This window comes from Granulicatella sp., from assembly GCF_057274575.1.
The window spans coordinates 12,266-35,581 of record NZ_DBHISP010000008.1; the positions used below are offsets into that span (position 1 = coordinate 12,266).

22 protein-coding genes and 1 riboswitch are annotated in these 23,316 nt (G+C 39.0%); of the genes, 6 read left to right on the forward strand and 16 right to left on the reverse strand.

Annotated features, from left to right (window positions below; genetic code table 11):
• Positions 1-2 precede the first annotated feature (2 nt).
• The 4 genes from esaA to ACO5V7_RS05365 all read right to left on the reverse strand — a co-directional run bounded on the left by esaA (position 3) and on the right by ACO5V7_RS05365 (position 5,032).
• Positions 3-3,236: a type VII secretion protein EsaA gene (gene esaA / locus ACO5V7_RS05350; protein WP_485485351.1), complete on the reverse strand. Its 3,234-nt coding sequence runs from the start codon at positions 3,234-3,236 to the stop codon at positions 3-5.
• Between the two features lie 76 nt (positions 3,237-3,312).
• Positions 3,313-3,609 (reverse strand): WXG100 family type VII secretion target, encoded by a 297-nt coding sequence (locus ACO5V7_RS05355; RefSeq protein ID WP_039849004.1) that lies wholly within the window; start codon positions 3,607-3,609, stop codon positions 3,313-3,315.
• A gap of 308 nt (positions 3,610-3,917) precedes the next feature.
• Positions 3,918-4,097, reverse strand: a complete 180-nt coding sequence (locus tag ACO5V7_RS05360) for a 2-hydroxymuconate tautomerase (RefSeq protein WP_005606505.1) — start codon at positions 4,095-4,097, stop codon at positions 3,918-3,920.
• 395 nt (positions 4,098-4,492) lie between these two features.
• Positions 4,493-5,032: a folate family ECF transporter S component gene (locus ACO5V7_RS05365; protein WP_485485352.1), complete on the reverse strand. Its 540-nt coding sequence runs from the start codon at positions 5,030-5,032 to the stop codon at positions 4,493-4,495.
• A gap of 67 nt (positions 5,033-5,099) precedes the next feature.
• Positions 5,100-5,197: riboswitch (THF riboswitch) on the reverse strand.
• A gap of 252 nt (positions 5,198-5,449) precedes the next feature.
• Here ACO5V7_RS05365 and ACO5V7_RS05370 point away from each other — a divergent pair.
• Both ACO5V7_RS05370 and ACO5V7_RS05375 read left to right on the forward strand, forming a co-directional pair.
• Positions 5,450-6,298, forward strand: a complete 849-nt coding sequence (locus ACO5V7_RS05370) for an AraC family transcriptional regulator (protein WP_049555699.1) — start codon at positions 5,450-5,452, stop codon at positions 6,296-6,298.
• The gene (locus ACO5V7_RS05375; protein WP_485485353.1) at positions 6,295-6,858 is read left to right on the forward strand and encodes a GNAT family N-acetyltransferase; all 564 of its coding nucleotides are present in this window, start codon (positions 6,295-6,297) and stop codon (positions 6,856-6,858) included. The genes ACO5V7_RS05370 and ACO5V7_RS05375 overlap by 4 nt, the downstream gene beginning before the upstream one ends.
• A 118-nt stretch (positions 6,859-6,976) precedes the next feature.
• On the opposite strand, the gene ACO5V7_RS05380 is transcribed toward ACO5V7_RS05375, so the two are convergent.
• Positions 6,977-8,596 (reverse strand): peptide ABC transporter substrate-binding protein, encoded by a 1,620-nt coding sequence (locus ACO5V7_RS05380; protein ID WP_485485354.1) that lies wholly within the window; start codon positions 8,594-8,596, stop codon positions 6,977-6,979.
• A gap of 460 nt (positions 8,597-9,056) precedes the next feature.
• On the opposite strand from ACO5V7_RS05380, the gene ACO5V7_RS05385 reads away from it, so the two are divergent.
• On the forward strand, positions 9,057-10,058 hold the full coding sequence (locus ACO5V7_RS05385; RefSeq protein WP_485485355.1) for a hypothetical protein: 1,002 nt from the start codon (positions 9,057-9,059) through the stop codon (positions 10,056-10,058).
• A 170-nt stretch (positions 10,059-10,228) separates the two neighbouring features.
• Here the strand turns inward: ACO5V7_RS05385 and ACO5V7_RS05390 are convergent, their stop codons facing one another.
• A complete protein-coding gene (locus ACO5V7_RS05390) occupies positions 10,229-11,029 on the reverse strand; it encodes a formate/nitrite transporter family protein (RefSeq protein WP_485485356.1) in 801 nt (266 codons plus the stop codon).
• A gap of 150 nt (positions 11,030-11,179) precedes the next feature.
• On the opposite strand from ACO5V7_RS05390, the gene ACO5V7_RS05395 reads away from it, so the two are divergent.
• Both ACO5V7_RS05395 and ACO5V7_RS05400 read left to right on the forward strand, forming a co-directional pair.
• Positions 11,180-11,581 (forward strand): DUF4430 domain-containing protein, encoded by a 402-nt coding sequence (locus ACO5V7_RS05395; RefSeq protein ID WP_485485357.1) that lies wholly within the window; start codon positions 11,180-11,182, stop codon positions 11,579-11,581.
• A 3-nt stretch (positions 11,582-11,584) separates the two neighbouring features.
• Positions 11,585-12,109, forward strand: coding sequence for an ECF transporter S component (locus ACO5V7_RS05400; protein WP_485485358.1), 525 nt, complete (start codon positions 11,585-11,587; stop codon positions 12,107-12,109).
• Between the two features lie 30 nt (positions 12,110-12,139).
• Here ACO5V7_RS05400 and ACO5V7_RS05405 read toward each other — a convergent pair whose 3' ends face one another.
• Together ACO5V7_RS05405 and ACO5V7_RS05410 are read right to left on the reverse strand one after the other, a co-directional pair.
• The gene (locus ACO5V7_RS05405) at positions 12,140-13,219 is read right to left on the reverse strand and encodes a DUF2971 domain-containing protein (RefSeq protein ID WP_485485359.1); all 1,080 of its coding nucleotides are present in this window, start codon (positions 13,217-13,219) and stop codon (positions 12,140-12,142) included.
• 491 nt (positions 13,220-13,710) lie between these two features.
• The gene (locus tag ACO5V7_RS05410; protein WP_485485360.1) at positions 13,711-15,084 is read right to left on the reverse strand and encodes a hemolysin family protein; all 1,374 of its coding nucleotides are present in this window, start codon (positions 15,082-15,084) and stop codon (positions 13,711-13,713) included.
• Between the two features lie 251 nt (positions 15,085-15,335).
• Here ACO5V7_RS05410 and cbpA point away from each other — a divergent pair, with 251 nt between their 5' ends.
• Positions 15,336-15,974 carry a cyclic di-AMP binding protein CbpA gene (cbpA, locus tag ACO5V7_RS05415; protein WP_298647356.1) on the forward strand — a complete coding sequence of 213 codons (639 nt, stop codon included), beginning with the start codon at positions 15,336-15,338 and terminating at the stop codon, positions 15,972-15,974.
• Between the two features lie 951 nt (positions 15,975-16,925).
• Here the strand turns inward: cbpA and ACO5V7_RS05420 are convergent.
• From ACO5V7_RS05420 to ACO5V7_RS05455, 8 genes are all read right to left on the reverse strand, one after another.
• A complete protein-coding gene (locus ACO5V7_RS05420) occupies positions 16,926-17,822 on the reverse strand; it encodes a DUF7916 family protein (protein WP_485485361.1) in 897 nt (298 codons plus the stop codon).
• Complete coding sequence (locus ACO5V7_RS05425) at positions 17,819-18,568, reverse strand: copper homeostasis protein CutC (protein WP_485485362.1); 750 nt, start codon at positions 18,566-18,568, stop codon at positions 17,819-17,821. The genes ACO5V7_RS05420 and ACO5V7_RS05425 overlap by 4 nt, the downstream gene beginning before the upstream one ends.
• Positions 18,565-19,752 carry a Sapep family Mn(2+)-dependent dipeptidase gene (locus tag ACO5V7_RS05430; RefSeq protein WP_485485363.1) on the reverse strand — a complete coding sequence of 396 codons (1,188 nt, stop codon included), beginning with the start codon at positions 19,750-19,752 and terminating at the stop codon, positions 18,565-18,567. Before ACO5V7_RS05430 ends, ACO5V7_RS05425 begins: the two co-directional genes overlap by 4 nt.
• A complete protein-coding gene (locus tag ACO5V7_RS05435) occupies positions 19,698-20,660 on the reverse strand; it encodes a glycosylasparaginase (protein ID WP_485485364.1) in 963 nt (320 codons plus the stop codon). The genes ACO5V7_RS05430 and ACO5V7_RS05435 overlap by 55 nt, the downstream gene beginning before the upstream one ends.
• A 15-nt stretch (positions 20,661-20,675) precedes the next feature.
• Entirely contained in the window at positions 20,676-21,179 is a 504-nt protein-coding gene (locus ACO5V7_RS05440; RefSeq protein WP_485485365.1) for a GrdB-related putative oxidoreductase, read from the reverse strand.
• A 91-nt stretch (positions 21,180-21,270) separates the two neighbouring features.
• The gene (locus tag ACO5V7_RS05445) at positions 21,271-22,623 is read right to left on the reverse strand and encodes a PTS sugar transporter subunit IIC (protein WP_485485366.1); all 1,353 of its coding nucleotides are present in this window, start codon (positions 22,621-22,623) and stop codon (positions 21,271-21,273) included.
• 12 nt (positions 22,624-22,635) lie between these two features.
• Positions 22,636-22,962: a PTS sugar transporter subunit IIB gene (locus ACO5V7_RS05450; RefSeq protein WP_298647337.1), complete on the reverse strand. Its 327-nt coding sequence runs from the start codon at positions 22,960-22,962 to the stop codon at positions 22,636-22,638.
• 21 nt (positions 22,963-22,983) lie between these two features.
• Positions 22,984-23,301 (reverse strand): PTS sugar transporter subunit IIA, encoded by a 318-nt coding sequence (locus ACO5V7_RS05455; protein ID WP_285251674.1) that lies wholly within the window; start codon positions 23,299-23,301, stop codon positions 22,984-22,986.
• Between the last annotated feature and the right edge of the window lie 15 nt (positions 23,302-23,316).

Here is a 23,316-nt window from a genome sequence, read left to right on the forward strand (position 1 = left end):
GTCTACTCCTTTATTGTTTGATTATTTTTTCTATAAAATAACATACTACCTACAAATCCTAAAATTCCAACAAGAGAAATAATAAGAACTGAAATCCATGAGGTAGGTTGTTGATTAATAACCGTATGCAGCATTTCTTCTGCAGATATAAATGGTGTGAGATACGTTAAGAGTGGCGAAACACTACCATAGTACGTATCAAACAATTGCCCTAGTGAAATTACATAGATTACAACAAAAGCTAAACTTACTAATAAGCCATAAGCTTTTAACCATGTCATCAGTGCATGATGCATAAATATGATACTTACACCAATAACAAGGGACACCCCGCAGAGTACAAATAATTGGTCTGCTGGAAGGTTCAACTTCATCCCTACCACAACACTTACAAACAGTCCGATAAGTGCTCCGATACCGGCTAACAACGCTAACGGTAGGAAGTTAACTGTAGGCTGATTTGATAGGTACTTGTTGGTTTCGAGAATTTGCCAATTACTGTGTTGTAACATATATACAAACGCTAAGGTCATTACAGCAATAATCAGCACCATTAATACACCTGTTCTGTTATCGGTTTGTTGACGAGAATTGCTAGAAGAACGAACATCCGCCATTGAACTATCTACTGGATGTGACAAATAGTCATATACTACTGTATTAGCCGTATTTCCTGACTGAGTATTTGACATTACTTGAGTAAATTCTTTTAAGAATGAACTGTTTGATTCATACTCTTTTGCCATCACTTCATCCATTGTTGCTACGGAATTTTTATACTCAGTCCCTTTATTTTCTAGCGATTTCACATCTTCATTTAATCGATTATATTCTTGACGAATAGAGGTCGCAATTTGCTGATGATTCTTCGTGTTATCCATTAACGAACGACTAGCCTGCATTAGTGTAGCTAAATCTTTGTTAATCGCTAATCCCACATTCGTTAAATCCGTGTTATCTCGTTTTTCAGAATCTACAAAGATTGGTTTACTTTCGAGCGTTTCTTTAACTTTTTGAGTTTGTGCTACAGCCTTTGTTAATTCTGCGTTGACATCCCTCATTAATTTTTGATAGGCATCTATATTATTTTTTAAAGCCTGAACATCTGTTGATAAAGCACTTGTTTCCGTTGTAAATTCTGACGGAATCACTAATTTATCTTTTACATCATTCGTAAGAGTATTCGTTACTAAATCAACTAACACTTCATCCAGTCTATCTAACGCTAACTGAGCATATAAAGAATCCGAAGCTGGTTGTTTTGGATCTGCCTGTCTATTTGAATATAAATCAACCCCAAAGACCGCCTTCACCTGTCCAGCAAACTCTAGATATGATTTCACATCATTGAATACTGCTGAAGAAAGCTCTCCTAAAAATTGCTTAGAATCCGCAAATACTGTTCTCGTATCACTCTCTGAATAAATTCTTTGAATGGTTTGTTCGCTAGGGTTTACAGTTACACTATTTTCATCTAAAGCATTTAATGAATTAAACTTTTGCGAAGTTGCTGCTCCAGATTTCTGATAAGTATTAAAAGCTTGAATAACTTTATTGGATTGTTTAATACTTTCATTGAGTTTAGAAACATTGCTCAACAATGCTTGTTTTTGAGCATCACTCAAGTGAGCAATAGATTCTTCTGTTATCACTTTAACATTCGAAGCAATTGGAGCGAACCATCCTGTTTCTGAAATCGACTCATTTTTATGTTTTAACTCATACGCAACTCTTAATCGTTTTGCAGAAGGATTGAATCCTGAAGTTACCTCAACGGAAGAACCATTTTGAGTAAATAAAACATTTTGCCCATCAATTGTTAGGCTTTGTAAGGTATAGTGACTATCCACTGTAAATACTATTTTTTTCACTTTCCCAGCGATTTCACTGACCGTCATTGCTCCAGAGATTGGCTTATTCTTGATTTCATTCTGTTTCGTATTTACAAACTCATCCTTACGACTCGTTTGAACGGTCGCACTAGGATTGACTTTTTGAACAAAATGAACAGTATTTTTCAAAAATTGCTTATCTTCTTCTGGCAAAGCCATCCGGTCAATCGTAGCATCATCGTAAAGTGAAATCTGCTTTGCGCTAGAAATGACTTGCTTGTCAATATTGTTACGAAGCTCTGATACCATTAGACCTAATGTCTTTTTCGTTTGATTACTATTATCTGACAACGATTCCGCTACAGCTTGTTTAATCTTTTCTTTGTAAGTAGTTGATAAATAAGTGCTAATTTCTTCATTTCTCTTTTTGATATCTGTAAGAAAATCGTTTAAGCGTTGATTTAACTGATTAGAATTTTCTAGAATCTTTGTTAAATCTTGGCTATTATTCAAACTTGGTAAATCTTTGGAATTAATATCTTGCATAATCTTTAAAGGATCATTCACTGTCAAACTAGAAATTCCTTTATCATATACCGCTAATTCATTTTCACGTTTTAAAACGGACTGTGTCCAAGCGTCTTGAAGTTGCTTAATTCTAGCGATTTCTTCATCGTAAGTCTTATTAACAGAAATAATTTGTGTAAAAGAAGTATTCGTATTTTGGATGACAGTATTAAAGTTCTCCATTACTTCTGTTGCATTTTTCGAAGAATTGGATAATCCTGTGAATTGTTGAGAATACTGTGTCAAAGGATTTAAAAGAGTATCTTCGAACCGACTCACTGTATCTCCTTGATTTTTAACAACTCCCATTACCTGATTCTGAGCAGTCTTTAAATTAGCAATGACACTACTAAAATAGATTCGAATCATATCCTGATTAAATGCTTGCTTCAAATCAGATACTGCTTGTTCCGCCTGCTTCACTAACACTTGCTTATCCGCATTAACTCTATATTGAAATAATGCGCGTTTTGGTGCGGTTTCTTCTAAAGAAAGTGCGTCTTTAGAAAAATGACTTGGCATAATCACCATCACTTGGTAATTACCGTTTTCTAATCCTTTTTCTGCAGTTGAACGAGAGACCGTTTCCACTTTATAAGGAGTCGTTTTGGCAAATGAGTCAATGAGGACATTGGCCATTGACACTTGGTCTCCATTGTATGCAGTCCCACTGTCTTCATTCACAATGGCTATAGAAACATCATTTTTTGCAGATGAATGTTCTTGAGTGGACAATGTTCTAGAAGTGTTTTGTGGCTTTACAATCCCAGCTAGAGCTAATAATAATACTAATACTAAAAGAACCCCTGAAAATAGGAACACTTTTTTATGTTTCATAATCTTCTCCCTTATTATTTTTTAATTAGAAAAAGGTGGGATGTTCTCCCACCTTCAAGGATAGATGGTCTATCCATTAATTTAAGCCAAATTTTTGAGATAATGCTTGATCGTGTTCTTCCATCGCACGAGCAGCACTTACTAATTGTAAATTGATTTGTTCTAATAATTCAGCGAATTCTCTTACTTTTGGTTTTAGTTCATTGAATTGACGATCAAAACCTTGGAAAGCTTGACCTTCCCATTCTGATGCTAATGTTTGTTGTAAACCAGTTAAGTTTGATAAGATGCTGTTCACTTCGTTTGAAGCTTTATTATATTCACGTGCACGTGTTTGTAACGTTTCTGGTGATACTCTAATTTGTCCCATAATCTTGAACTCCTTAAAATTAAATTTTTGTTACATTTATACGTCGATAGTAGCATATTCATAAATATTTAGCAATATATAAATAAATATTTCACGACGTACAACACCGTTTTTTTCTATTAATATGTCCTCTCATTATACAAGCATAAAATATTTTTAAATTTCATCATTTACCTCATTTTATGAGCTCTTTATTATTGTTAGCTAAATTATATCATTTGCAGTTCATTCATTCGATAGTTTTCCTAACAAAAATAGCTCAAAAGCATTCTAACTTTTGAGCTGTCCTGTATTTTTCTAAATGAAGTTGATTAACCTCTTAATTTGCCGTTTTGGCCAAGGTTTTCAGCTTTAATTTCTTGAATAATGATATGAATGTGTTCTGTTGGAGCGCCAGTATGTTTAGAGACCACTTCTGTCACTTCTTTGACAAGGGCTTCTTTTTGTTCACGGCTTCTTCCTTCGATCATTTCAACATGAATAAATGGCATGGTTGTGCCTCCCTTCGCTTTGAAATAATTTATCTAGTTGCTCTTTGGTTCTATTCTACTCCTAAACGGGAGGGAATGCTAGGTAGGGTGGTCACCATATTTATACGCTAGCGCTTCGACGCAGTGGTTTATTGACATTCTTTTCATCACTCATGATTCAAGAATGTCTAATAAACTTTGCGAGAAATCATTCACAGTGTGAATGATTTGGAATTTAATAGAAGCAGAATGACTTCACACTGTGAAATCATTCTTTGCTTCTATCTTTCTGCCTCACACCCTGTGTAGTTGGGTTCGAAAAAGCAGAAATGACGTCCACTTCCCGAAACGTCCGCAGAACGTTTCACGTTCCTTCCGGCGTTCCGGTCCAGTGATTCGTTTCTAAACGCTTTTTCTCACACCCTATATTTTTCTATTAAGGTTTTCATGGTTTGGTTAGAAAACAGCACGGTTAATATGGCTGTGTTTAATGGGAATGAAATTAGGTTCTTAATGATTCGCAGTGGCATGAAGACGGCGAAGGCTTTACCTGTCATCATATACACCCATAATGAATTCAATCCGAGGTTACAGACGATTGTGACGAGTAATACTGCCATCAAGATTTGTTCCCATCTGAGTGGTTTCTTATATAAGAAGTATCCGTAGATGAGTCCTCCGACAAGTGCTGTCAGTGTATAGCCGATAAAGAACTGTCCACTCTCTCCGCGGAAGAAGTTCCCGAGGATATCGACTAGGATTCCCACAAGCGCCGCACGCCACGGTCCAAGCATGACCCCTGCAATGGCAGCTCCGATAAACCCGAAGCCAAGTTGTACGTAAACTCCGAATTTTATTGCTGGCAACATTTCCATCACAAGACGAATGGCCAAGATTAGCGCCATCACTGTAATATCAAGTATTTGTTTTCTATTATATTTCTTTGTATTCTCCATATTAGCATCTCCTTTAATTGTAAAGAGTTGCTCCATTTAACTACTTCTATTTCTAGTGTTGTTTAAATGCAGCGAATGCGACTAAATTACCGCAATGTTTCCATTTTCGTCCCAGTGGCAACATTCCATCCTCCGGGCACTTAACGCAATAAAGTCTACTCTGATTTTTAGGTTCTAGAAAATTTAGTTCCTACTTTCCATGAATCTCCTTTCTTACTCTTGGTAAGGATACCTTCTTCGTGTCCCAGCGTCAAGTCCTCTCTATTTTTAGGGCTTGTAAAATCGATGTTCATCGTCTTTTGAACGGTTTTGACTGAAAAAATATTTTCTAAAAAGATAAAATCCGAAAATATTATTGATACCGTTTTCTAAAATCTGTATAATTAGATAGTAAGATTGCCAAAGAAAGGATGCAACATGAGTAACGAACGTTTTTTAATGATAGAGTCTGATATTAAAAATTTATCCTTCCGATTAGAGTCTATTACCAAATCCAAATACGATAGCGACTGGCATAGTACGCTACACACTCATCCCTTTACTGAACTTTTCTATGTTATTGATGGTAAGGGCGAATTTATTATTCAACACCAACGTTTTCCGGTTAAAGCCAATGATTTTGTCATTATTAATCCTCAGGTAGAACACACTGAAGTTTCTTCACCAGATTCTCCTCTAGAATACATTGTGGTGGGAATCCAAGGTCTGTCCTTCTCGAATTTAACCCCTGTGGATCAAGGGGGCCATCCTTTTTCGTTCTTTAATTTACGAGATGAGCAAAAGGACATTTTGCGCTACTTAAACGCGATGGTGCAAGAAGCCACGAATCAAGCGCTCAGTTATGATTTAGTTTGTCATAATCTGTTAGAAATTTTATTGATTAAAATTTTGAGACACCAGCATTTTGATTTGGAAGTCGGTGCTCATAGTAAAACGACAAAAGATATTGCTTTTATCAAACATTATTTGAAGACTTACTACCGAGAAAGCATTCAGCTAGAAGCCTTAGCGTCAATGACCCACTTAAGCCGCTTCTACATTTCCCACAGTTTTAAAAAAGAAGTCGGCATGTCTCCAATGGAATACTTAATGACCATTCGTATCAAAGAAAGTAAAATTTTACTACGAACAACGAATTATTCTATTTCTCAAGTGGCGGACATCGTTGGATTTACAACACCAACTTACTTCTCAAAACAATTTAGAAAAATAACGGGAATTTCCCCAACGGATTACCGCGAGAAATATCAAAAGGAGTCCCAATGATACGAAAACCAAAGCGAGATGAACGCCGTCAAATCATCCCGCTCATCGAATTAATTATGCAAGATATGGAACTGCCAATTCTGGAACATACAAGTCCAGAAATGCTCTATGCGATGCTAGAAGAAGCGATGCTCGACGATCAGTTTCGCTACGGTCTTAGCCAAACCCTGGTCTATATCCATGAGGGAAAAGTGGCGGGGGCAATTTTTGGCTATCACGGGCACTTAGAAGACACGATTGATGATCCGTTCCACCAATTATACGAGGCTTACAACATTGAGCATCAAATCCCGCTCTACGAGGATAAGGAGACGATGCCAGGAGAATGGTATATTGATATTTTAGCGGTCTATCCCGAATATCGTCGCCATGGGATTGGTCGTAAATTATTGGTAGAAGTAGAAAACTTAGCGCGCCAGCAAGGGGCCACCAAAATCGCCCTCAACTGCGAAAAGGAGAATACAAAAGCATACAAATTATATGAAAAACTGAATTACACCCCAGAAAGTGAACGTGTCTTAAGCGGTCATTCGTATTATCATATGACGAAAGCCTTATAAAAAATCCGTTTTTGTACGAAATCGTTCAAAGAGAGATTTTATAAAATGTAACATAACTGTTACATTTTGCTTTTTCAAATGAAAAAGAGACTCGAAATTTCGAGTCTCTTTTTTTGGATTATTTTACAGTTGCTTGTCGTAGGTTGATTGTACGTCCAAACGGAAGAACTTCAAATCCATCTACGTTTTCAGCAAGTAAATAGCTTTGGCTTGCTTGATAGATTGGCGCAACAATAGCATCATCCATGATGATTTTTTCTGCAGCAATCATTTGTTTATAACGTTCAGCTGGTTGTGTTGCATATTTTGTTTTCACTGCATTCACAGCTTCGTCATAAGTAGAGCTTGAATAGTTAGCAAAGTTAATACCTCCGCCTGTAACGTATTGCTCTAAAAAGTTCACTGGATCTTGGTAATCTGGTGCCCAAGTTCCAAAGAAAATATCAAAATCATCCGCTCTTTGTAATTCTAAACGGTTTTTCAATGGTACAGATTTGATGTTGAATTTCACACCTGGTAAATTCTTTTGAATTTGTGCTTGTAAGTATTCACCGACTACTTTTGCACTACCTGCATCAGAAGTTAGTAATGTTACTTCAATAGTGTCCGTTCCTAGCTCTTGTTTTGCTAACGCTAGTTCTTTTTGAGCTTCTTCTACATTATAGCTGAGTAAGTCGCCACGATCTTCTACATAGTCTTTTCCACTTTCTGGATTTTCACCAAATCCTTTTGGAACTAGTCCGTTTGAAACAATGGAACCATCTTTCATGACATTATTCACTAAAGAAGCTTTATCATATGCCATCGCAATTGCGCGACGGAAATGTTTATTTCCTGTCACTTTACGTTCCACGTTGAAACTCATATATCCCATAGTTGCTTTTGGAATTGCATGGTAGGTTGGTTGCCCTTTGTATTGATCCACGAATTGTTCGCTAATGGTTGTATATTGTACTTGTTTTCCTTCAAATAATTGAACAGAAGTTGCGACTTCTTTTGATACGTTCACTGTGACATTTTGTAATGCAACGTTTGAAGCATCCCAATACCCTTCGTTTTTCACAAGTTTCCAAGAAAGTTCCGAACCTGTCCAGCCTTCTAATTTAAAAGGTCCATTCGTTACAACGGAGTCCGCAGTAGATCCATACCCTTCTCCTTTTTCAGTTGCCACTTTTTCAGATTGCGGTAAGAAACGAGAACCTGTTAATAATTTTGGTAAATATGGTGCAGGATTTTCAAGGGTGATTTCTAGTGTTTTATCATCGATTGCTTTAACACCTAGTTCTTCAACGCCTAATTCTCCCGTACGAATCTTTTTAGCATTTTTGAAAACATCCGCTGATTGAGCCACATGTCCTTCTTTTGGATTCACTAATTTACGATACGTATATACAAAATCACCGGCTGTTACTGGAGTGCCATCAGACCATTTAGCGTCACGTAGTTTAAATGTATAAACAAGACCATCCGAGCTCACAGTTGGTTCTTCTGCAGCCATCCCTAATTCAACTTTATTGTCTTTTGCGACACGGTATAACCCTTCAAAAATTTGTCCTAACATATCAGAACTTGGCACATCATCATAGTCAGCACTATCCAATGTTGCTAATTCTCCAAATGTTGTAATCGTTAAACCTTGTTGATTATTTGCTGTCGTCGAAGTTGAATTGCCACCACATGCAGCCAAACCTAACGAAATTAACAGTGTTGTCATTAATAATTTGGTTGATTTTTTCATAACAATTCTCCTTTATTGGTAAAATACATCGCATTTCACGATAGCTACATGATAGCATGGAAAATAGAAAGCAAAAAATTTTCTGCTCATATCAAAAAATAACTCTAACTTTCATTCGTAGAACAAAATCCCTCGCTTTATGAAGCTATATTCGTTCTTGCATTTCATAAAAATCCAGTTTGTAATATTTGTATTATAAATCTATGATTTAAGCAGTGCATTTTCTTATGAGAAAAAAGCAAAATTTCAAATTGTAAATATCGGTGAGGAAGCCGATAACTTCTTACAACCTTTCTTCTTTACAGCTAATCACGAATTCCCTCACTTAGAAGTCGGTTATGAAAAAAATAGTTCTAGTATCTTCAATTTTAGTGAGTGAATCCTTAAACAAACCTTTGCACTTCAAACTATCTTATGATATATTATGTCTATTATATACACCTCTAAAAGGAGAATTATCATGATTGAAAAACGTAATACTCGCGGGATTATTTCACTAATTGTTATGGGAGTTATCTCATTTATTATTGCCATTGGACTTTTGGGCTTCTTCTATTTCTTACAAACTGGAGATAATTTGTATAAACAAGGAAATATCTTTGGTGTAAGCCCTATGAAAGACAAATCAACAACTTCTGTTAAAATTACTGGCTTTTTATCAGATCCAATTGCGAATGTAGATGGAGGAACCCAATTATATTTAATCGAGTTTTCTCGTAAAGATAACGAAGATTACGGTTATACAAGCCTTGAGATAAAAGAAGGGGATAAACTGATTGATGAACTCAAAGCTAAACAGGATGACTTACTCGATAACCCAGTCTATGTTCTCGCAAAAGTTCGTAAATCTGGAGCAGATGGTGCTGTTAAGAACTATAGTATAGAATTCAAAGACACGATTAGAGAGAATAAAGCTATTTCTCAGTTAGCTGAAACGGAATACTATGTTTCTGCTCATGAAGCTAATACTGATCGTCTCTATGCTTCGGTTGGAGCAGGTATAGCTGTGTTATTCGGCATTGTATTTTTCTGCTCAGCCTATGCAACTCGTAAAAGAGAAGATAAAGCCTATGCTGAACTTTATGTAGCTTATCCAGAATTAAATTATTCAATGAATACGGTATTAGAAAATGCCACTTATGTAGATAATCAATTAGGTATTATATTATACAAAAATCACCTTATTTCTACATTCAAAAATTTTCAAGTATATGATTTATCAAAAGCTGACCGCATTTACCATTATATCTACACCCAAAAATCATATGGAATGACGGTAAGTCGTACTTCACAACTAATCATTTTAACCTCAGACACATCTTATCGCAGAAAGAAAACTACTCTTCTCATTAAGAATGTGGGCGAAGACACCGATGACTTACTACAACCATTCTTCTTTGCAGTAAGCCAAGAATTCCCAGAGGTTCTATTAGGATATGAAAACAAAAAGAGACCTTTCTAAATAAAAGGCCTACTGGTTCAAAAAAAAGACTCGCAATGATTGATATGTACCCCCTTTACTGGACAAACCAGTAAAGGGGGAATTTTTATGTAGTCTTCTTTCCTCATTAAGAAATAATATCCTCAGAGTAAAAGAAAAGAACCTCCCATTTGGAGATTCTTTTTTTACAATTAATCAACATATACTGTTTTGGAACGGTTTAAATAGGCGTATGCCACTCCAATAAGGATACCTCCACCGACCCAGTTTCCCATAAAGGCAACGATCCAGTGACGAAGAATGTTGGCCCAGTTCATAAAGTCTAACGAACTTCCCACTGCAGTGAATTTTACGATTGAGAATGATGCAAAATTCGCAACAACGTGTTCGTTTCCTAAGTAAACGAACATGAAGATGGCTGAGATTACAATCCATAATTTAGCAGTATCACTCTTAATGAGTAAGAATGACAATATCGCAACGTTTACGAATACATTGGCAACAATGGCTTCCAGTAATACGGCTTCGTTCCCTCGCGCCAATTTCCCTTCAACAACTTTTGCAATAAACTGTCCAGCTTCTAATCCATTAAAAGCAGACGTGTTCGCAAAAGCAGCGCCTACAATCATTGCACCAATCAGGTTAAATATCCCACAATACAATAGAATGGTAATAGCTTTTGACCATTTAATGTGCTTTTGGTAAGCTCCTGCCGTTAAATACATCATGTTTGAAGTCGCAAGTTCTGAATTTAAAAATAGAATATATACCAAACCCCATGCAAAAATAAATGCGAATGTGAACTTGCTTAGTGCAGGGCTAATGCTTGCAATATTTTGTGCAGCGTACGCTCCTGCAGCTGTGCTCATTGTTAAAAAAGCCCCCGCAAACATTGAGCGAATCGCGTAACGCGCTTTACTTTCTGCGAATAACTCCTCTTTTTTATGACAAGCTTTTTTGATTTTCATATTGAATTCACTTGTATGCTCCATAAATTTCCTCCTAAAAATAATTACACTTCAGTATACCATTTTTTTCACAAATGCAAAGTCTTTTTTATTGTTTTTGGCAAAAAATCCTTTACAAGTTTTATGAAGATTGTTAGAATGAGGGCTGATTAAAACAGCAAAAAGGAGATTCTTATGAAAAAGATTATTGGAATTTTAACAGCGACTTTATTATTAACTGCATGTGGACAAGTCCCTGCAAATACGACTTCAACAACGACAAGTGTTGAAACAACTACTGCTGTCCAAACTACTAGCGTTACTCTCAACATTACAAAAGATGGTCAAGCGATTGAAGGCAGTCCGTTTACGCTCACTTTTAAAGAGGGAGATAATCTTCTAGATGTCATGAAGGCACAACTAAAAATCGTTGAAAAAGACGGATTCATTTCTTCTATTAACGGAGTTGAACAAGTTCCATCTGAACAAAAATACTGGTTATTTGATGTAAATGGACAAATGAGTCCTGTAGGTGCAAAAGAAGTTCTCCTCAAAGCTGGAGATGTCATCGACTGGAAATTAAACAAACTTCAATAATCTATGAAAATCTCGACTCAAAAAATCGCATTTATCGCAATGATGTCGGCATTTTGCGTGATTGGTAGACTGGGAATGCTTGCCCTTCCGAACGTTCAGCCGATTACAGTCGTCGTCATTTGGATGACTTTAGAATTAGGATGGAGATACGGTGTTTCCATTAGCATCCTTTCCATTTTAATCTCGAATCTGCTCATTTCAATGGGACCGTGGACTCTTTATCAGATGATCAGTTTTTCAATTGTTTGTCTATGTACGACCCTACTCTCCCCTTTATGGAAAAAAAGGGCTCGCTATCCGAAAGTAAGCTTTCTTATCTTCCCGATTTTTGCAGGTTTGATGGGATATTTATACGGGTTTATCATTTCGGGCATTTGGGTGTTGTCAATGCCCGGTCTGAATTTTTGGATTTATTATGCCAACGGAATTCTATTTGATACTTATCATGCTCTTGGAAACATTGCCTTTTGGATATTACTGATTCCTATCTTTGAACGATTGAATCCATTTGAAAAACTAAAACAATAAAAGGAACAGAGTGACCTCTGTTCCTTTTTTCTACCCTTTGAGTTGATAATTGACAATATCTTTTTTCAATTGACGTATTGGGTACGGAGTATCTTTCATGATTTTCTTTGCATGACACCCTGCATATCCTTGAAGAATATCTACTTTAGGAAGAACTACCCAATCTGACAATTTTTCTTCGGCTTCTCTCTTAGTAGCCTCCGCTTCCTGGTTATCGAGAATAAACACAAATCGATACTCTCGCTCGTGACTCCATTCCTTGAATTTCGCGAAGGTTGCTTGGATGTAGAAATTCAAGTTTGAAAAAGAAAAGCGATTACTGCGACTTCTTGTTTTAGGCCTTTGATCGATATATTCGACTTCCCCATACACACATAATCCATCAAGAGCAACTCCTTGAATTTTATCGAGTAAGCTAGAGTATGAATATTGTAAAACATATCCTTCATGACTATTAGCATAATAGGACCACATTAATATATTATCGTATGCATGCGTGAAGCAAAAAACTCTAAAAACATCCATCATCGTATTCCCATCCGCATAGTAACAATTACAATCAAAAGGATCATTAAACCACTTAGGATGGCTAAAGGACACATTTCCCTCTGCCACCTGATAGGCATTTTTCTCCACAGTTTCTTTTCCGTAATATTTTACAAAATAGGTTTGCTCTTCTAAAATCTTCTGTTCCGCTTTTTTGAAGTAAAACCCTATGTCTTCTTTAAACTCAACTGCACATTGTTCAATCAATTGCTCTGGAGCTAAAAATCCCAATCGAATATTATTATTCAATGCGTCATTAAACACTTTATCCGCCTTTTCTACAGTAAAGTCATCCGGAATTTTTGCGTTTGGATTTTGAATAAAGATTCTTTTTTGAGCCTCTAATGAAATATCAGGTGGATTCTTTTTAGAGAACTGTGGCTGTTTCAAAAGAGAGACCAGCTCACGTTTATTAGTTAAGGTATTCAACAATAAAAAACAATTACTATCTGGATAAGACTCTTCTACCTTATAGTGTGCATGTGTCTGAAGAAAAGTTAATTTAGCAATTAAATAACGATACAATTCAATGTCTTCTTTTAAGATAATTTTCAACCGAATCACCCCCGTATCAAAAGTATATCATTTATTCTCTTTTGTTTAAATATACCCGCCAAGTCCATTTAAAGCTTGGTAGGAATTGAGACGAAAGGCTCAATCTGGTCCCCCATTATCACTATTACGAAGATATCTGAGGAATCTGTAAGATAGATTTAAGTCTATTCAGTTCTTGGCACTTACAGCACAAACCGTGAAGAACCATAAAGGCGACAACCCTCTTTTTTGTATGCTTATAAAAAATGGTCTATCTGGAAGATTTCCGGATTCTATAATAGTCATAGTGGGAAAGTGCAACCAATGTGAATTACTGACTCTAGGGTGTAACCCGTAGAGTCAGTTTGAAGCTTGGTAGGAATTGAGACCTTGGGCTCAGTCCGGTCCCCCATTATGGCTATTATAAAGACATCCGCGGAATCTGGAAGATAGACGTAAGTCTATCCATTTTTTAGCACTTACAGCACACAAAAAAGGAGGGGTTACCCCCTCCTTTTTGATTATTCATTTTCTTCTATGACTTCTACTTCTTCTGCGTCCTCTGCAGCTAATTGCTCGAGTTCTTCTTCAGAAAGCTTTGTCACGTGGATTTTACGAATACGATCATTCTCGATTTCCGTTGGTTGTAATAGATACCCTTCGAATCTCACCTTCACTACCTCATCATCATCTGGGAAGTAGCCAAGCTTCTCAATAATCGCACCCGCCATTGTGTCCACCTCATCAGACTCTAATGACGTTTGATAGATTTGATTGAATCGGTGTAGCGAAATTCCGGCATCAATTACCGAATTGTTTTCGTCGATTTCAACGACTTCTTTTTCTGCGATATCGTACTCATCTTCGATTTCTCCGACGATTTCTTCAATCAAATCTTCTAATGTAACAATCCCTTCAACCCCACCGTATTCATCTTTTAATATCGCTAAGTGTTGACGAGTTTTTCTAAATTCTACAAATAAATCATCAACGAAAATCGTCGATGGAACGAATACTGGCTCATGTGCTAAGGTACGTAAGTCAATATTGTCGAATCCTTGCTCTCTTGCAGCACGGAAAACGTCTTTCACGTGAACCACACCGATCACCGTATCTTTATCTTCTTTGTAAAGAGGAAGACGTGAATAAGAGCAATTCAAGATAATCTCTAAGTTCTCGGCTAACTCATCGTCGACATCCAGCATCAACGTATCCGTACGAGGAACCATCACTTCACGTGCTAGTTTCGTATCTAGAGAAAGCACCCCTTGCATCATCGCAAATTCGGAAATATCAATTGCTCCGTCGTTACGGCTATTGGCAAGTAGAGACTTCATCTCGCTTCGTGTTAATTTTTCTTCCACCTGAGTAAATTCAATTGGTGTAATTCGTTTTAATAATCCTGTTGAGAACGTCAAAATCCAAACGAATGGTTTTGCAATCTTTTTGACAAACAAAATAATCCCTGCAGTATGTAATGCAATTGGTTCTGCCACTTGTAACGCCACTTGTTTTGGATATAATTCCCCAAAAACTAAAGTGAGGTATGATAGAACAACCGTCACAATGACTAATGCTAATGCTTCGGCTCCAGGAATGTTTCCTAATAATGGTTGAATTCGTGAAGAGAAACTTGTAGCGGCAGACGCACTCGAGAAGAATCCTGCAAATGTAATCGCTACTTGAATCGTTGCGAGAAATTCATCTGAATTCTCTAATAAGCGCATTACTTTAATCGCTTTTTTATCTCCTTCTTGCGCTTTTTGTGCCATTTTCCCTTGATTAATCGACACAAACGCAATCTCCGCTGCAGCAAAAAATGCATTTAATGCAGTTAATAATACAATGATTAAGATCTGGACTCCCAGCGAACTCCCATCTGAATCAGCTGTCATAATTTTGTTAACCCCTTTTAACTATAGATTTTACCCATTATTGAAAATGGTATAGAGATATCATATCAGTTTTTGATGAAAAATCAAGATTTAGTATTATTTTGTAATGGTTCTTTAATGTTAGAAGCTTCATTTTATCGTTTTTCTCCTCTATCCATTCTCATTTTCTCATCATTTCTTCACTTTTCTAGTTACATTTCTCTCAAAAAATGGTACTATTATTAAGAAAGACATATATAGGAGGAATGAATATGTTATTAAAATCTCTTGTAGTTCCAAAAAAGAATCTAACGGTCGTTAAAGAATCTTGCACGTTAGAAGAAGCCATTACGATTTTAGAAGAATCAGGATATCGTTGTGTGCCTGTATTAGATGAAACAGAAACTTTCTTTAGAGGAAATATTTATAAAATGCACATTTATCGCCACAAAGCAAACGGCGGCGATATGAGCCTTCCCGTTACACATCTCATTAAGAATTCTACGAAGTTTATTAGTGTAGATAGTTCTTTTTTCAAAGTATTCTTTACCATCAAAGAATTACCTTATATTGCTGTTTTAGATAGAGAACAACGATTCTATGGAATCTTAACGCACAGTAGCCTCCTTGGCATGCTTCAAGAGTCTTGGAACGTGAAAAATGGTTCATATGTATTGACTATTATTTCAGGCGGTGAAAAAGGAGCCCTTGCAAATATCTCTAAAGTGATTAACAAGTACGCTTCCATTGCCAACGTAATGACGATTGACACACAAAAAGATAAAAGCTTACGTCGTCTGTTGATTACATTACCTGCTGGTGTTTCAAAAGACAGCCTTCAACAAATCGTCGATGGCCTCGAGAAAAAAGACTACTCAGTCGCTGAGGTGGAGGATTTGCAAAATAACTAGGATGTGAGGGCGAACGCTCAGGACTGAATCACTGGACCGAAATGACGGAAGGAACGTGCAACGTTCTGCGTACATTTCGGGAAGTGGACGTCAGTCCTGTGAGCCCGAACTCAACTACTAGGATACGAGGCAGAAAGACAGAAGCTAGAAAAAGACTCGCAGTGCGAGTCTTTTTCGCTTCGTCGTCTTTCGCCCGCAAAGTTTATTAGACTTTCTTGAATCACGAGTGATGAAAAGAAAGTCAATAAACCACTGCGAAGAGCGTTCAGAAATGGAACGTTGAACCGGAACACCGGAAGGAACGTGCAACGTTCTGCGGACGTTTCGGGAAACGCACGCCATTTCTGCGATGGCGAGTTCAACTTCAAGGATACGAGAAAAGGCGTTTAGAAACGAATCACTGGACCAGAACAACGCAAGGGACTGCTTGCAGTCGTGCGACTTTTCTGGGAAGTGGACGTCGTTTCTGCCTTTTCGATTTCAACTACAGGATGTGAGCAAAAGCGCTCACCTAATATTCGCAGTGCGAATATTAGGTGACGGTTCGAGCTTTGCCGTAAGCGACTTGTAAAGTCGCGCGGACAAAGCAAGAAAGGCTTGAGTCTCTGCTTTTGCGAACTCAACTACAGGATACAAGGCAGAAAGACAGAAGACAAAAAAGAGCTCACAGTGTGAGCTCTTTTTGCTTCTTTGTCTTTCCCCGCACAGTTTATTAGACTTTCTTTAATCACGAGTGATGAAAAGAAAGTCAATAACCCACTGCGAAGAGCACTCGAAAATCCTTCACAGTGCGAAGAATTTGGATGTGAGCATTACCATTTGCATAGTAGTATACGTCATATAAAACATTGCAATATCCACTCCAATGTAATTCCCTGCGCTTTGTAACTATAAAACTCTAAATAAAAAACCAGCACACCAGCCTTCAGCTAGTGTGCTGGTTTTTCTCTGTTATCGAACAGCTGAGCGTGCCATACGAGCTACTGTATGACGAATTCCTCGAATCGCAACTGACAATGCGTAAATATTTTCCACTGTCGCTAACCCGCCGTATCCTGCGTCCCCGATATGTTGAATATCCACACCGGCAACTTTATTACGGATAGCAATTTGTTCGATGACTTCTCTTGAAGAACCTTCTTGGCTTGTTCCAATCGCAGAAAGCACAAGTGCATCATTGGCATGCGCCTCTTTCACAATTTCCACCAGTTCTGCGTCTGTAAACCCTGGCACCGTTCCAACCGCTGGAACAAGAATCACATCAGCTCCTGCTTTAATGAAGCGTTTCGCGATGTCCACGTTCATCACAGGTTCCTTCGAGCCTGCCCCATGCATTTTACCAGCAATGACAAGCCCTGAATAATGTTGTTTCACCATAGCAAGAGACGCTTCAATCGTTTCATTCGTTACCCCTGTTCCTGGATTTCCTGTTAAGCAGATAAAATCAAGACCAAGTTCTTCCGCACGTTTCACTGTTTCCACCGTACATTGACGCCCTGGTGAGATTTCGATACGTGTTTCTAGCATTTCTGCATTCATGTCCACCGGCTCCAAGTTCGCCCCAATTGGCAACCCACTCAGTTCTTTCGCGCGTTGTACTGGATTTTCACTTTCTTCAGCACCATAAATCAGTGGATCAATACAGTCAAACCCGTTCAAGAGCACCATGTCTCCACCGAACGCCTTTGCGATTTCTGCGTTAGATAATTCATTCAGCATCGTTGGACGTGAGCATACCGTTTCACAGCACACCGTTCTTCCTTCTGCAGCTTCAATCGCCTTTTTCAATTCTTTTCCTGTCATTTTTCTGAAATCACTGGCCACACAATTTAACAATCGTTTACTCATTTCGTTTCCTCCTGTCCACGAACAAGCGCCACTACTTCTTTCAACAACGCTTCATCCGTCTGTTCGTAATCTCCATTTTCATGATAGGCATAGCTCAACTCCTCGCCTGCAGTCGTCGGGTCCGTCTTCCACGTCTTAAACGTTCCATGGATTTGCGAAATTCCCGTCTCCTGCATTAAGAATTGCACATTCTCTTTCGTGACACCGCCGCCACAAAGCAATTCAATTTGACTTCCGTAGCGAGACTGCAACTCTTTTAAAAGTGGGATTCCTTTTTCAATTTTCGCCTGTTGTCCCCCTGTTAAAATGCGCGTGCATCCTAGCTTAATCAAGCCCTCGATGGCACTATTCACATCAGGCACAAGGTCAAACGCCTTATGGAACACACTCTCGGCATGATATTTCTGACACAACTCAATCATCTGCTTCGTACGGTTCCAGTCAATCGTCCGGTCTTCTAATAGAAATCCAAACGCTAACCCTTTCGCACCCGCTTCTAATAAGAGTTTCGCATCGATTAGCATGCTTTCAAACTCTTCCTTCGTGTAACAAAAGCCTGCACCACGAGGACGAACCATGCACACAATCGGAAGGCTCACTCCAGACTCGAGTACTTTTTGTAAAGTCCCGATGCTTGACGTTAATCCTCCTAAGAACAGTGCGCTATTCAATTCAATGCGGTCAGCACCAGCACGCTCGGCAATCTGGCAGTCTGCGATGCTTCCAACACATACTTCTACTGTCATACCGTCCCCTCTTTCATGCGCGACAATGCGAGTAGCGCTAATCCATAAATAATCGTATCTGTTTCTAAGTCTTTTATACCGATCCATTCATTTGGCAAATGCGCAATATCTCTTTGCCCTGGGAAACTTGGGCCATACGCAATGATATTTGGAATGATTTTGGCATAGGTTCCACCCGTTGTCGTCACTGGAACGCTATCGCTCTGCGTGATATCCGTATACACCTTTTGCAAGGCTTGCACATAGGCGGAATCCTTGTCATAAAGCACTGGATCCCAATGCGAAATCACATCTAGCACGCCACCTTCTGGCACATGCGCATTAATTTTCTCAATCAACTCGCCTTTCGTACAACTTGCTGGATAGCACATCGTCCATTCGACATAATGACGACCGTCTTCCACTCCAAACGTTTCTCCTCGCAATTGCATCATCCCAAAATCACTATCTTCATAAGCAATGCCCAATTCTTCCCCGCGATGGTTTGTATGGAGAAGTTTTTCGTTGGCAAATGTATACAATCCGGACACTTTATCCGAAGGGAGAGACAATCGTACTCTGAGACGACCGCGTTCCCCGTAGACGACTGGCCATTTACAGTCTGGCGTCCACCCGAATGTTGGAGGCACTTCTTTGGTTAAATAGTGCTTTACACATCCAAATCCGGTCTCCTCATTCGTTCCAAAGACAATTCGAACCGGTCTATCAAAGGTAACACCTTTTTCCTTCAATACGTATAACGCATAAAGGTTCGATAGAATGGGCCCTTTGTTATCCAATGTGCCGCGTCCGTAGAGTCTTCCGTCACGAATGGTCAATGCTAATGCTGGAGAAATCCATCCTTCACCAAGCGGCATTACATCCACGTGTCCAAAGATGCCATAGTAAGTGCCATCTGATTGGTCCTCTCCGTACTGTGCATATCCAATCTTGTTATCAATATTCTTCGTTTGAAATCCAAGTTCACTGGCAATCGCAAGTACTTCATCGAGCGCCTGTCTAGGTCCCCTACCAAATGGAGCCCCATCTTCTGCTTCTCCTCGAATACTTGGGATAGCGACCATCCGTCTCAGTCCATCAAATAGTGCAGGCTGAATTCCTTTTAGTTCCGCAATCCATTCCTCTTGATTCATTCTTTGACCTCCAATGGCTTCATTCGTTCTTCTAAATACGATTCTAGCCATTCTTTTGTCGCTAATTCATGTCGCATCGTGCCATCACTTTGCGGATGCACACGGAATACCGTTGGTGCTAATGCACTTGTCGCAACAACAAATGAGAAGTTCTCGATATTGGAAGCTGCTCCAAAGTCTCCTTTGGCATTCATGGCCACTACAGAGATATCTCCTGCCTCACCACGCGTTCTCTTCAATCGTTCTGCAAGGTCGCTCACGGCTTTCTCACATGCCTTTTGCGGACTGAGATCCTCTTTCATCAAGCGGACGATTTCATAAGAGATTACGCCCTTCATCAAGTCCTCGCCTAAGCCTGTTGCTGTGGCGCCACCAATCGTGCTATCGACATATAATCCAGATCCAATAAATGGAGAGTCCCCAACACGCCCTGGTTTCTTCATAAAGAGTCCACTTGTCGATGTCCCTGCGACCATGTCTCCAGCTAGGTCCAATCCCACCATACCGACCGTATCATGTCCGGCATATGGTGTAAGTTGCTCTCGTCCAATGTCCTTCAATCGGTTATGGAAATGAATCTTCGAACGGTCCGTTAGCATGTCTTTTTCTTCGAAATGATGAGCTTTCGCAAAGGCTGCTGCCCCGTCTCCAACCAGCACATTATTCACTTTATAAGCACTCAAGGCACGCGCCACCGAAATTGGATTGGCGAACTGTTTCAAGGCGCAGACCGCACCAAAATCAAACGTCGATCCATCTAAATAAGCGGCATCTAACTCCACTTCCATCTCTTCATTTGGAAGTCCGCCATATCCAACAGATTTAAAGTAAGGGAAGTCTTCCACTTCTTTAATCGCGCCTTCGATGGCATCTCCAGCAGTTCCGCCCGCTTCTAAATTCGGGGTCACCTTCTGGATTCCTTCGAGCGCCATTCGCCATGTCGCAATCATACCCCACATTCTCTGTCACCTCTTTTACTGAAATCTTTGTTCACTTTCGTCTTTGGCTCCGCTAATAATCGCAACGGCTCCGCCTAATGCTTCCCGTAAGCCTACGCCGCCTTTTTTCGGCATTTCGAGTAAGACGACTTTATCTTTATAAGCTGCGATGGTTTCTTCATTCTCTTTCGAACAAATCACATAAGGCTTGCAGTCGGTTTGCTCTTGAATGACTAACGCAATTTCTGCTGCCATTTGCGCATAGGTGCCGTAGTTAAAACATGGCCCTGCAAACAGCACTTCTGCTTTCGTTTTTAAAATCAGATTTTTGATTTTATGAATCACTTCTTCTTTATGCGCTTGGAAATAATCCGGTCCACAATAAATCGTCGCAAGCGCTGTAAGTCCTGCTTTTTCGAAGTCGTCTTTGAACATTAAATAAGAACCAACCCCACCCTTTTCAAGGCCTAATTCTGTATCGCCACGTTCCTTTCCGCCGTATCCTGCTTGAACTTGGTCAAATAATAATAGTGTTCTCATCTGTTCACTCCTCTCTATACAAAAAGGTGGCAGCGTTTTTTTTGCATGCCACCCAATGTTATGAAATCTTGTGACTTATGCTTTTGTAATTTTATAAGTCATCAAATGATAAGTCGTTTAAGTCAACGTCGTCTAATTCATCACCTGTTAACATGCTAGGGCCTGCTTCTTCTTTCAAGTATTGGTTATCCAATGCTTTGAAGAATGGGAAGTAGATTAAGCAGCCTAAAAGAATCAAGAAGATTTGGAAGAATCCGGCTACGATACTACCTGTTGATAACCATCCAGAGAAGAAGAATGGCGTTGTCCATGGGAGAGATGCCCCTGTTGTATAAGGGATAATTCCTACCATTGTAGCGATTGTTGCTAAGATTGTATTTACAAGTGGTGTTAATAAGAATGGAATCGCGATAATTGGGTTTAATACAACAGGCAAACCAAATGTAACCATTTCATTAATTCCAAAGATACCAGGAATGAGGGCTAATCGACCTAGTTTCTTCATTCGTTCCGATTTAGCAAGGAAGACCATAAGGAACACAAGTGATAAAGTACTACCTCCACCACCGAAGTTACCGAAGAAGTCCCCGAAAGGTCCAGTGAAGATGTTTGGTAATGGTTGACCTGCTTTAAATGCTTCTAAGTTTTGGTTTGTTAATACTAAGTGAATTGGGTTAAATACTGTATTTGTTACAGCTGGACCATTAATTCCGAAGAACCAGAATAGAGTTGATAGGAATTGATAGATTGGTTCGAAGAATACTGTTTGACCGAATCCTTCTAACGGAGCTTGTAACACTTTATAAATAAATGTTTGTGCGTATTGATATTCTGTTAATGAGAAAATGAGATAGATTGCAAAAGCAAAGAACATCGCAAACGCACTAGGAATTAAAGCTGCAAATGAATGATAAACTGCTGGTGGCACTGCATCCGGTAATTTGATAACCCATCCTTTTTTCTGAATCGTTACGAAGATTTTTACTGACACAATGGCAGTAATCATCGCTAAGAACACCCCTGCAGATCCAAGGTTTGAGAATGCAAAACCACTAAATTTTTTACCAGCTTCGTTCACAAATGCTGGATGAACTTTTGGAGTCATGATGAGGTAGCAGACAAGTGATAAAGCTCCCCCTGCAATGGCGTCACTCTCTAATTGTTTGGCATAAGAATACCCGATACCAACTGCCCCTAAAACTGCTAAAATACTAAACGTTGAATCAATCACGGCATCCATCGAGTTTTCCCAACCCTTACCGAAGAATTGCGCCATAAAGTCGCTATACCCTGGCACCGGGAAGTTGGCAATAACAAGGAAAATGGATGCTACGATAATTAATGGTGTACCGACTAAGAACCCGTCACGAATCGCAACTAGCACCTTGTTCGTGCTAAGGCGTTCTGCCACGCGCCCCATCGTATTTTCTAAACCTGCAAACATTGTACTAACCTCCTATTTTTCTTTTTTTGATTTTAATAATTGAATGGCACGTTTCAAGATACGTTCGCCATCTGCGTTTCCGTAATCTTCGAGATTGATGACATCGACAGGAACTCCCATCGGATCGTATTTTTCGTGAACCGCATTGAATTTGAATTTCACTTGAGGTCCTAACAAGATTACGTCTGGATGGTATTGCTCGTAAATCGTATCGATATTGCGGTCTGGAAACGCTTTAATTTCTAGCGGCAAATTATGCTTATCTGCCACGTCTTGCATTCTGCTAGCCACTAGACTGGTTGACATCCCCGCACTACAAAATAGATAAATTCTTTTCATTTTCATTTCCTCCTTCCGTTTCTATTTAATACTTTCAATCCGTTCATAAAGGGCGATAATTTCTTCAGCTGTAATTTTAAGAAATTCCGCATTCATCAACTGGTCTTCAGCATGGACCAGTAAGAGAGATAATTGCACCGGCTCACCGGATGTTTCTTGTTGTAATAAGCCAAAGTGTGCTTCATGACCTTCTGCATGATATTTATCTCCTTCTTCAATACAACGGCGCGCTTCTTCAAAATGGCCTAAACGCGCTTCTTGCACCGCCTCCATAAAACTGGATTTTGCTGCACCTAGTGCGCTAATCATCTTAAAACACACTAGCTCAATGCCTTCCATACGATTTCCTCCTTC